Origin of the sequence: Pseudomonas lundensis (genome assembly GCF_002269125.1) — a bacterium.
GTDB classification, from domain to species: Bacteria; Pseudomonadota; Gammaproteobacteria; order Pseudomonadales; family Pseudomonadaceae; genus Aquipseudomonas; species Aquipseudomonas lundensis_A.
This window is the reverse complement of sequence record NZ_NQKI01000060.1, coordinates 1-10,017: the sequence shown is the minus strand read 5'-3', so window position 1 is coordinate 10,017 and position 10,017 is coordinate 1. Positions and strand designations below refer to the sequence as shown.

Genomic DNA, 10,017 nt, shown 5'->3' with positions numbered 1-10,017 from the left:
GGTAGCGGTTCTTGCCATGGTTCACCTCGTTGCAGTTTATCGCTTAACGGGGTGTCCACTCGTGCTGGGCAAGATCATTTTGGGGTTTTGGACAGTACGCCTGCTTTTCTTTCTGCAGCAGCTACGGGACGTCGATCGTTCATGCCCGCAGGCACTTACCGTGTCGCCTTAAATTCCTTGCCATCAGGAGCTTATTTCTATGGTGACGGGCCCGGAAACACCATTATTAAACCGTTGAGCAGTAATGTCCGGGCAGCCTTCGCACTTAATAGCAGTAGTCCTGCGTCATTCATTCAAGATCTGACCTTTGAGGATTTCAGCCTTCTAGGGTCTGTAATGGATAATGGATTTTCTGAGCAAGTCCATTTGCTTACGCTTAACGGTGTCAAAGGCTGTGTGATAGATCGAGTTCACTTCGTAGGGTTTCGTGGTGATGGCTTATATATAGGCTCTGGTGATGTAGGCGGAATGGAGCGTCACAACTTTGATATTAAGGTTAGGGATGCATTGTTTGATGGTCTGAATAATGACAATCGAAATGGAGTTTCAATTATCGATGGCGATAATATTTTGATAGCGGACAGCGTATTTCAAAATTGCACAAGGCCAAATATGCCCGGTGCCATCGATATAGAGCCTGACAGTGCAGCGTTCCACGCTGTGAAAAATATTAAGATTGTTAAAAATAAATTTCGCAACGTAGGTGGTAACGTTGGGGTGGTTTCTCTCTTCATACCTACCAATGTAACGCCTTCGCCTCTAGGTATAAAAATTATAGGCAATGATTTTAGAGATGCAGTTTTGACGTCAAATCACGCAGACATATTTATTGGTACTAACAGAGTGCTGGCAGATAGCGATATATCGTCGGCAGTCACGATTGCTCGAAATGTTGGCAGGAATGGTGTGCGAGGAATAGAAGTGAGAGCTGTTAAAGGTGTGCGTATTTACGATAATGATTTTGAAAACTATAAAAGAAGCGGTGCATCATTTGGGCAATCTACCACAGGGCAGGCCCCTAGAAACGTTGATCATTTCAGAAATAGATACGCTCGATGTGCTACTGGCGGCGGATCTGGAGTTGAAGTGTTCTCCATTAATCATTTTGATCACGCCGACAATATGATTGAAGAATGCGGAAATGGCCAAGCGGGATCATATGCAATGTCTTACAATTTGGGTTCTAGCACACATGTTAAGCATTCTCGCAATTGCTATAAGTCCGCGTCAGGTTTGACTTTGCAAGGGATCATTAAAGAGGCATCGCACAATTTTGATGTGGCTACAAACTCACAGATTGGCGATGTTTTTCTAAATGACCTCGCCAACAATTTTGCTGCCCACGAAAGTGATGTAACTGAGAACCCATGGATACCAGTCGTCACAGGTGCATCCTCATCAGGAACAGGATCGTATAGCTCTCAGGTTGGGATGTTTTCAAGGGTTGGAAAGCAGTGTCGCGGCTGGGTGATGATTAGCGTTAATGCTGGGCATCCAGGAGCAGGGCAACAAATTCAAATTTCTATGCCTTTGAACTTGAAGTCTCAGCCGCAATTAGTTGGAGGGTTTGCAGTCGGGTTGGAGGGTGTGACCGGGGCGGGAAGCGGTGCTATGGCAATGGCCAACACTGGGGCAGTGGTTAACGGCGTAACGGGTGCGCTTCGCCTATTTGCTAACAGCAGCGGAGCACAGGTTCAGTTAATAATTCCGACTGGTGCATTCAAAATTTGGTGTGGTTTCGATGTTCAAGTAGCGTAACAAACACGGGAGAGCTTTCCCTCTCCCGTAACAAACGCTTGTCTAATTGGTGGTTATAATGTTCAAGTCAGTTAGAATCTGCTTTGAAGCAATCGCGGACCCTTCAATGGAAAGATGAGCAGCATCCGAATAAAGCACTTTTCCAGAATGAAAAGGTGAGCAGTATCCATCTGGGCACAGTGACTTAGACACATCTATGAATGTTGTATGCTCATTGCTGTTGGCAAATTCAGCAAGAGCTGAATTAATCGCCTTGGTTGATGAATCTGCTACTAGATAGCCGAGCAGTGACTCGCACTTTTGCTCAATATAATTAGGGCGTAGCAAGCAGGATACGGGGCTCTTCAGGCCATTTTTTAAGGGCTGAGTTCCTATGATTACAAACTCCCGACTTCCAATGTCGGCGCGAATTTTATTCAGAGAGTCCAAGATGACCTTGATGTACTCTTCAGGTTTCTCAGTAGGCACATTCTCGCCGCTTGAGTTGGCTATTATTCCTTGGTAGCCACTCCAGTGCTGAGCAAGGATCAGAGGAGTTTTGTTGTGCTGTAATGCGGTGATTACAGCTTTATATTTATCTCGGTAATCCTGACGAGGTGCGTTGTTCAACACTCGTGTGTATTCGCCTGAGAGGATGCATCCATGGATAAAAATCCCAGGAATCGACTGGCCTGTCCCTTTCAACGCTGCATCAATTCCGCTTGCATATTGGAGGGCAAAACTATCGCCCCCAATAACTGCAGCTATCTTACCGTTGCTTTCGCCAAGGATAGTGTTGAGCTCGTAACCGCTACCACCATAGTTGTTTGTATGGAAGCTCACGGGGTCTGCCGCAAAAGCAAGATACTTTTCCGGTACTCGGGACTTCATTCCCTGCTCGTTTATAACGAAGGTTGAACAAGCGATGAGTGCCATGGTTGCAGACGCTATCACTGACAAGCCAATGGGTTTGATACTGGGCGTTTTGCCCATAAACATTTTTTCTACGGTACGGTATAGGAGTGCGCCAGCGGCAAAGGCTAAGGTCAAAAGTGCTAATTTTTCAAAGGTCTCTAAATCGCGGAAAACATAATACTTATAGAAAACTACAATCGGCCAGTGAATCAAGTAAATCGAATATGAAATCAGGCCAATATTCACCATCGGCGATAAGCGCAGCACTGACCCAGCTTTAGAGCGGCCCGCATAGATACAGGCAGCAGCCCCCAAGCAGGGAACCAGTGCACGAAGCCCAGGGAATGGTGACGTGGAATCCAACAGGAAGGCCGAGCCAATGATCAGGAGCAGCCCAGTAATGACAGTTGCAGACTCGATGCTTGGGCTTGCGCGATGCTTGGCCGCGAACACTAGCATTCCGCCTATCGATAACTCAAATACCCTGAAAGGCATCATGAAATAAGCGGCGGATGAGTCATAGTCCAGCATGATTTGCGAAGCTGCCAGTGATACGACTGTCATGACTGATAGCAAAATCAATAAGAATCGATCAGATAGCTTAAGCGCCGCCCAGACAATGAAAGGCCAGACCAAATAGAACTGCCATTCAGTTGCCAATGACCAGGTATGCAATAAAGGCTGAGTCTGAGCCGAGGCATCAAAGTAGCCTTGGTTCAGCCAAAAATAGAAATTAGAAGCCGAAAGAATTGAATATTCTGCTGAGGTGGCCAGCCCACTGAATGATGCTGGGTCCATCAATAGAAAGCCCGCTACCAGGCAGAGGCCTATGGTTACGATCAGGGCTGGTTGCAGACGTAGTAGGCGTCTTATGTAGAAGTCAGAAAACGAAAACCTCTTTGAGTGAATGGCGTTTCTGATGACTTCGGTGATCAGATAACCGGAGATGACGAAAAATACGTCCACCCCGACAAATCCTCCGGACACTCCGAGGTCGAAGTGGAATAGAAGGACGAGCAATACCGCGACCGCTCGCAGGCCATCAATATCGGCCCGGTAGCTGGTGTTTTTACTGTGCATGACTTCCCTTTCTTAAGCAGACGGTAGGGGCTGATTATTATCGAGGCGGATTCTACAAGTGAATTCGTGTTTGTGTCAGAGCAGTTGCTAAGAGATGGTCGGCAAGGCGACGAAGAACTGAAGCTGCTGAGGGAGTTTTGCGGGGAATTGTGAAACCTGATTAAGCACTGTTGGGCATCGATTGCAGTGGGTGCCCCCATAAATGCTTGATCTGTAAGGGTTTCGATAGCCTTAGCACGCATGGGGTGCTAGGGGTCGAGTGTTCGAATCACTCCGTCCCGACCATATTTTTCAATGACTTAGCCCAACTCTCGCGAGTTGGGCTTTTTCATGTCTGCGAAAAGACCCCTACTAAGACCCCTACCAGCTCGTGGGCTGTTATGAACTCTAGGTTCTGCCGCACTTTCGCGGTCATCGCCGCCCTTAATAGGGAGGTGACCTGTCGATGAAGATTGATGTTGGCTGCCGTTCATCAATGCGACTTGAGCGCAGCCACGCAGCCACCCTGAAAATCACTATCTATTGGTAGTCAGGCGCATCACATGGGAGAACCGCATGTCCACCAGCGTTGTCTTGATTCCGCACTTTGAGGCCTTTGTGCAGCAGCAGTTGGCCTCGGGGCGTTTCAACAACACCAGTGAGGTCATTCGAGCAGGCTTGCGTCTGCTGGAAGAACAGCAGCAACAATTCGCGACCAGGACGCTGGAATTGAAGGCGGCCTTGGCCGAGGGCATACAAGGCGGGGAGCCGCGATCTGCTGAGGAGGTCTTCGATGAGATCGAAGCGCAGGTGCGTGAGTTGGCCAAGTCGAGAGGCTGACTTTCGTAAAGTTGCAGATCAAGGCCTGATGAGGAAAAGGTGAGCTGCCTCACGCTGAAATTGCTATGGGTGTCACCAATTTTGTAACTCAATATGAGTTCGCTGGAACCTCTGTTGTGACCGTCGTATAAAGCGCCAATGGCAGATGTATCTTCCATCGATCGAGTGGCACCTGCAGGCGTAGCTTGGAGGCTGTCGTGCGGAGGTTTGCGATGCGCAAAGTTGTTTTCTTCAGCTTCATCCTAGTCGGTGGACTGCCCCCGGCGCCATAGACAATTTCCAGCCTCATAATGAGGCGCTTTCAAAGGCCTCAGGGCTGACGCCGCCCAGATGGCTGTGACGGCGTGTTCGGTTATAAAACACTTCAATGTAATCGAACACATCGGCCCGGGCCATATCCCGGGTTTTGTAAATCCGTTTGCGGATGCGTTCTTTTTTCAGGCTGCTGAAAAAGGACTCGGCCACGGCATCGTCCCAGCAGTTACCCCAGCGACTCATACTGGGCTCCAGCTGGTTTGCCAGGCAGAAGCGCTTCCAGTCATCGCTGCCATATTGACTGCCTTGGTCGGAGTGGACGAGCACTCGGTGTTTGGGCTTGCGACGCCACACGGCCATCAGCAAAGCATCCAACGCCAACTCCTTGGCTAGCGTCGGTTTCATTGACCAGCCGACTACCTTGCGCGCATAGAGATCCAGCACGACAGCCAAGTACAACCAACCTTGCCACGTCCGGATATAGGTGATATCGGTCACCCAAACTTTGTTCGGTGCGTCAACCGTAAACGTCCGATTGAGGTGATTGGGGGCGATGGTTGAGGGCCGTCCTTTAATAGGGCGAGGGGCTTTGATTTTATGGACGCGCATTAACCTGGCCACACGGTGCTTGCCGCAGGTTTCACCTGCCTCCCGCAAGTCTGCAAACACCCGCCGGGCACCATAGACACCTCGGCTGGCAGCATAAGAATCGCGAATAAGCCCTAACAACCGTGCATTGTCGTATTCGCGCGCAGAGACCGGCTTGTGCAGCCATTGATAGAACCCGGCACGAGCAACTTGCAAGACCCGGCACAGCGTGGTGATCGCGTACTGATGACGGTGCTCGTTGATGAAGCGGTATTTCACTCGGGCAACCTGGCAAAGTACCGCGTTGCTTTTTTAATATGTCGCGCTCTTCTTCCAGCCGTTGCATTTGGGCTCGCAACCGCAAAATTTCGCTCTTGGCTTCGAGTAGTTCGCTGGCCTGTTTTTCGGTCTTATCAGGCGTCACAGCCTTGACCCATTTGTAGAGACTGTGGGTTGATACACCGAGGCGCTCGGCTATATCTGCAACAGAATATCCGCGCTCGATGACTTGCCTGACAGCTTCTGCCTTGAATTCCGGCGTGAATCGTTGGGTGCTCATAGACTTCCTCCTATGCTCAAAGCATAAGCTGGAGATGTCTATGGCGCCGGGGGCAGTCCATTTAAGGCAAAAGGGTGTCTAGGAAACCCGGGGCGATTCAGGTTGGTTGTTGCGCATTTGAGAAACAACATCGAGTTTTAAATTAGCAATTTTGCGGGAAGTGACAGCATTGGAATTACGACAACTACGTTATTTCGTAAAAATTATTGAGCATGGCAGTCTAGGGCGGGCAGCACTCGAGTTGGAGGTAGGTGTGTCGGCCCTTAGTCAGCAGATCTCCAAGCTCGAAAGCGAGTTGTGCACCCGTCTTTTTAATCGCACCACGACGGGCGTGACGCCTACCAGCGCGGGAGTTGCATTTTTACACCATGCACAGTTGACATTGCGCCAAGCAGAAAACGCCATCCTGGCAGCACATCGCGGGCGTATGAGTGGCTATGTCAGTGTCGGCTTGCCACCAACTACCGCGACGGTGCTTGCTCTGCCATTGATAAACGCCATGCGCACGCGTTATCCGGATATCCAACTCCATTTAGTGGAAATGCTCTCCGGACACTTGGCAGGCCAGCTAAACGCCAGGCAGATTGATCTGGCAATTCTGTTCCAGCTTGAAGGCGGTAAACGTTGGAGCGTGACGTCACTGTTGGATGAAAAGCTGTTTGTCATCGCCTCGCCAACGCTACTGCAAGCGCCTCGTGGCGACAGTGTGCAGTTAGCCGACTTGGGCGGCTTGCCACTAGTGATGCCCAGTGCCCAACATGGTTTGCGTTCGGCATTGATGAGCGCATTCGAGCGTGTCGGATTAACCCCCAACGTCATCATGGAAGTGGATGGGCTTGCGGTGCTAATGAACGCCGTGCGCGCCGGTCATGCTGCAACGATTCAACCCGGGGCGGCAGCTGCATTGAAGGACGAGTCAGGACTTTCACTGGTCAAAATTACCGACCCCCATGTGGGCCGGCGTAATTTGCTTGCGACGTTGGCCGATGACGAATTGTCCCCGGCGGCATTGGCAACGCGACTGGTCATCGTCGATGTTGCACGACAATTGGTTGCCAACAAGCAGTGGCCAGGCGCAACTTGGATTGAAGATTTAGACGTGTAATCGCCTCCACGCAATCACGGCCGCATGAGCGTCGAAAGGGCTTAAGTGTTTAGAAAAACTAAACGCCTCGTGTCAAAAGCAGCCTTTCGACTATCGGACGCCCTCTCTATCGTTCCCCAACACGCAAGGAGCCGTTCGTTTCAGCCTCCTTGCAGATCGAGGAGCGATGATGATCGATGTCTTAATTATAGGGGGCGGCAACGCTGCCTTATGCGCCGCTCTGATGGCGAGAGAAGCGGGTGCCAGCGTGATGCTGCTGGAAGCTTCTCCGAAAATCTGGCGCGGTGGAAACTCCCAGCACACCCGTAACCTGCGGTGCATGCACGACCAGCCGCAAGATGTATTGATCGACGCCTATCCTGAAGAGGAATACTGGCAAGACCTGTTGAAGGTCACCGGCGGTCTTACTGATGAAAAGCTTGCACGCATTGCCATTCGCGCATCTTCTTCTTGCCGCGACTGGATGCGCTCACATGGGGTGCATTTTCAGCCACCTCTGTCAGGCGCGCTGCACGTGGCCCGCACCAATGCTTTTTTCATGGGGGGCGGCAAGGCGCTGGTGAATGCGTACTTCCGCAGTGCCGAACGGTTGGGTGTGAAAATCCGGTACAACGCCCAAGTCACCGATATTGAACTGGTCGATGGAAAATTCGTCGCGGCCCACATTGGCGAGCATCAAGTCGATGGTCAGCGCGTCGCGGCAGAACGTATTGAAGCCCGGGCCTGCGTGTTGGCTGCTGGTGGTTTCGAATCCAACCGTGAGTGGTTACGCGAAGCCTGGGGGCAGAACGAGCGCGGTGAATGGCCCGCCGACAACTTCCTGATCCGTGGAACCCGATTCAATACGGGTATTTTGCTGCGGCGCATGCTTGATCTGGGCGCTGACGTGATCGGCGATCCGACGCAAGCACACATGGTTGCAATCGATGCACGCGCGCCACTCTACGACGGCGGTATCTGTACGCGAATCGACTGTGTATCACTGGGTGTCGTGGTCAATCGTGACGGCAAACGGTTCTATGACGAAGGTGAGGATTTCTGGCCCAAGCGTTATGCCATCTGGGGGCGTCTGGTCGCCGGCCAACCAGGGCAGCAGGCCTACTCGATTATCGATCAACAAGCCGTCGGGCGCTTCATGCCTCCCGTCTTTCCCGGGACTACTGCGAATACCCTGCAAGAACTCGCCCGTCAATTGAAGTTGCCAGAAGAACAGTTCGTAAGGACCGTGGAGGATTACAACAACGCCTGCCGCGTCGGTACCTTCGATCACACGGCACTGGACGATTGCCACACCCACGGATTGACGCCGGCCAAAACGCATTGGGCGCGTCCATTGGTGAAACCGCCTTTCTATGCCTACCCGCTCAAACCCGGTGTCACGTTCACCTACCTCGGCCTCGCCACTGACGAAACCGCCGCCGTGCACTTTAACGGAGAAGCGAGCCCCAACCTGTTCGTAGCCGGAGAAATGATGGCCGGCAATGTATTGGGTAAGGGCTACACCGCAGGTATCGGCATGGCCATCGGTACAGCGTTCGGCCGTATAGCCGGTGCACAAGCGGCCGCCGCTGCGGGCGTTGACGCTTCATCTGTGAATACGGAGTCCTCACATGCAACTGTTTGATCCCAAATCATCGGGCGAGTTGATCCCGGTACTGAATCTTGACGAATCTGAAGTCGAGAGGCAGATGACCATCTGCAATGCCTGTCGTTATTGCGAAGGTTTCTGCGCGGTATTTCCGGCAATGACCAGGCGGCTTGAGTTCAACCAGGCGGACATCCATTACCTGGCGAACCTTTGCCACAACTGTGGTGCCTGCTTACACGCCTGTCAGTACTCGGCCCCACATGAGTTCGACGTCAATGTACCGAAGGCAATGGCCAAGGTGCGCCTCGATACTTACACCGAATACGCATGGCCACGGGTGATGGGCAAGTTGTATCAGCGAAACGGTATGACCCTGGCGCTGGCTTCGGGAGCGGGCCTGGCATTGTTTCTATGCCTGACCCAGATGATTATGGGGAACCTGTTCGTCACCATTGCGGCGGGTAATTTCTACAAAATCTTCCCGCATAACACGCTTGCGTGGATGTTTGGCGCAGTGTTCGGCTTTTCGATACTAGCGCTAACCATTGGGGTACGACGTTTCTGGCACAGCGTCTCACCCGTGGCAGCCTCTCTGCCAGTAAGAGCGTCCGCCGCATTTGAAGCGACAGCCAGCGTCGCGCAGCTCAAATATCTGGACGGTGGCCATGGTGAGGGCTGCAACAACGCCGACGATCATTTCACCCTCTGGCGGCGTCGCTTCCACCACCTCACCTTCTACGGCTTCATGTTGTGCTTCGCCGCCACGGGTGTAGCAACGCTTTTTCACTATTTGCTGAATTGGCCGGCCCCTTATCCGATCTTCAGCTTGCCGGTGATGTTGGGCGTTGTCGGGGGTATCGGTTTGCTGATCGGTCCGGCAGGCCTGCTCTGGTTGAACCTGCGCCGCAACCCTGCGCACGGTGACGAGAACCAGAAGCCTATGGATCGCGGGTTCATCGCATTGCTTTTTTTGGTTAGCGCAAGCGGCTTAGCGCTTTTGGCGCTTCGAGAAACCAGCTCATTGGGCTTGATGCTGGCTATTCATCTCGGTCTGGTCATGGCGTTTTTTCTGACCATGCCATACAGCAAGTTTGCCCATGGAATCTTCCGCAGCGCAGCGCTGCTCAAACACGCCATCGAGAAACGCCAACCTAACCCGGTCGTTGCTGGCAACGACTAACGGCTTGAACACTCATTCCAAAAACAATAGTGAGCATAACGGCAGCCATGATGAAAACGACGACGACCACAACGCGCACAAAGGGGTCCAAGCTAGGGGCCATTTTTCGGGTTACTAGGCTCTGTACGTAAACCCAAGAAATACGATTTTCTGTAAAATACACCGCCATTAAAGCCAGGAGGCCAAGATGG

Annotated in this window: 8 protein-coding genes; 5 read left to right on the top strand and 3 right to left on the bottom strand. The window is 51.9% G+C overall.

The annotated features are described in order from the left end of the window. A partial coding sequence (locus CJF39_RS22910) for a hypothetical protein (RefSeq protein WP_212555994.1) occupies positions 1-1,758 on the top strand: 1,758 nt, incomplete at its 5' end. Positions 1,759-1,800: 42 nt separating this feature from the next. Here the strand turns inward: CJF39_RS22910 and CJF39_RS21940 are convergent. Continuing rightward, on the bottom strand, positions 1,801-3,732 hold the full coding sequence (locus tag CJF39_RS21940; RefSeq protein ID WP_094995302.1) for an acyltransferase family protein: 1,932 nt from the start codon (positions 3,730-3,732) through the stop codon (positions 1,801-1,803). Between the two features lie 555 nt (positions 3,733-4,287). Here CJF39_RS21940 and CJF39_RS21935 point away from each other — a divergent pair. Further along, the gene (locus CJF39_RS21935) at positions 4,288-4,551 is read left to right on the top strand and encodes a type II toxin-antitoxin system ParD family antitoxin (RefSeq protein ID WP_094995301.1); all 264 of its coding nucleotides are present in this window, start codon (positions 4,288-4,290) and stop codon (positions 4,549-4,551) included. 285 nt (positions 4,552-4,836) lie between these two features. Here CJF39_RS21935 and CJF39_RS21930 read toward each other — a convergent pair. After that, positions 4,837-5,953, bottom strand: a protein-coding gene (locus tag CJF39_RS21930; protein ID WP_212555993.1) for an IS3 family transposase whose coding sequence is annotated in 2 segments (ribosomal slippage) — positions 4,837-5,701 and positions 5,700-5,953 — 1,119 coding nt in all. Because the reading frame shifts where the segments join, the coding sequence is not laid out codon by codon here. 169 nt (positions 5,954-6,122) lie between these two features. On the opposite strand from CJF39_RS21930, the gene CJF39_RS21920 reads away from it, so the two are divergent. The 3 genes from CJF39_RS21920 to tcuB all read left to right on the top strand — a co-directional run bounded on the left by CJF39_RS21920 (position 6,123) and on the right by tcuB (position 9,826). Then, positions 6,123-7,058, top strand: coding sequence for a LysR family transcriptional regulator (locus CJF39_RS21920; protein WP_094995298.1), 936 nt, complete (start codon positions 6,123-6,125; stop codon positions 7,056-7,058). 169 nt (positions 7,059-7,227) lie between these two features. After that, entirely contained in the window at positions 7,228-8,682 is a 1,455-nt protein-coding gene (tcuA, locus tag CJF39_RS21915) for an FAD-dependent tricarballylate dehydrogenase TcuA (RefSeq protein ID WP_094995297.1), read from the top strand. Next, positions 8,669-9,826, top strand: a complete 1,158-nt coding sequence (tcuB, locus tag CJF39_RS21910) for a tricarballylate utilization 4Fe-4S protein TcuB (RefSeq protein WP_094995296.1) — start codon at positions 8,669-8,671, stop codon at positions 9,824-9,826. The genes tcuA and tcuB overlap by 14 nt, the downstream gene beginning before the upstream one ends. Here the strand turns inward: tcuB and CJF39_RS23210 are convergent. Continuing rightward, a partial coding sequence (locus CJF39_RS23210) for a hypothetical protein (RefSeq protein WP_212555992.1) occupies positions 9,798-10,017 on the bottom strand: 220 nt, incomplete at its 5' end. The two genes, tcuB and CJF39_RS23210, sit on opposite strands and share 29 nt — an antisense overlap.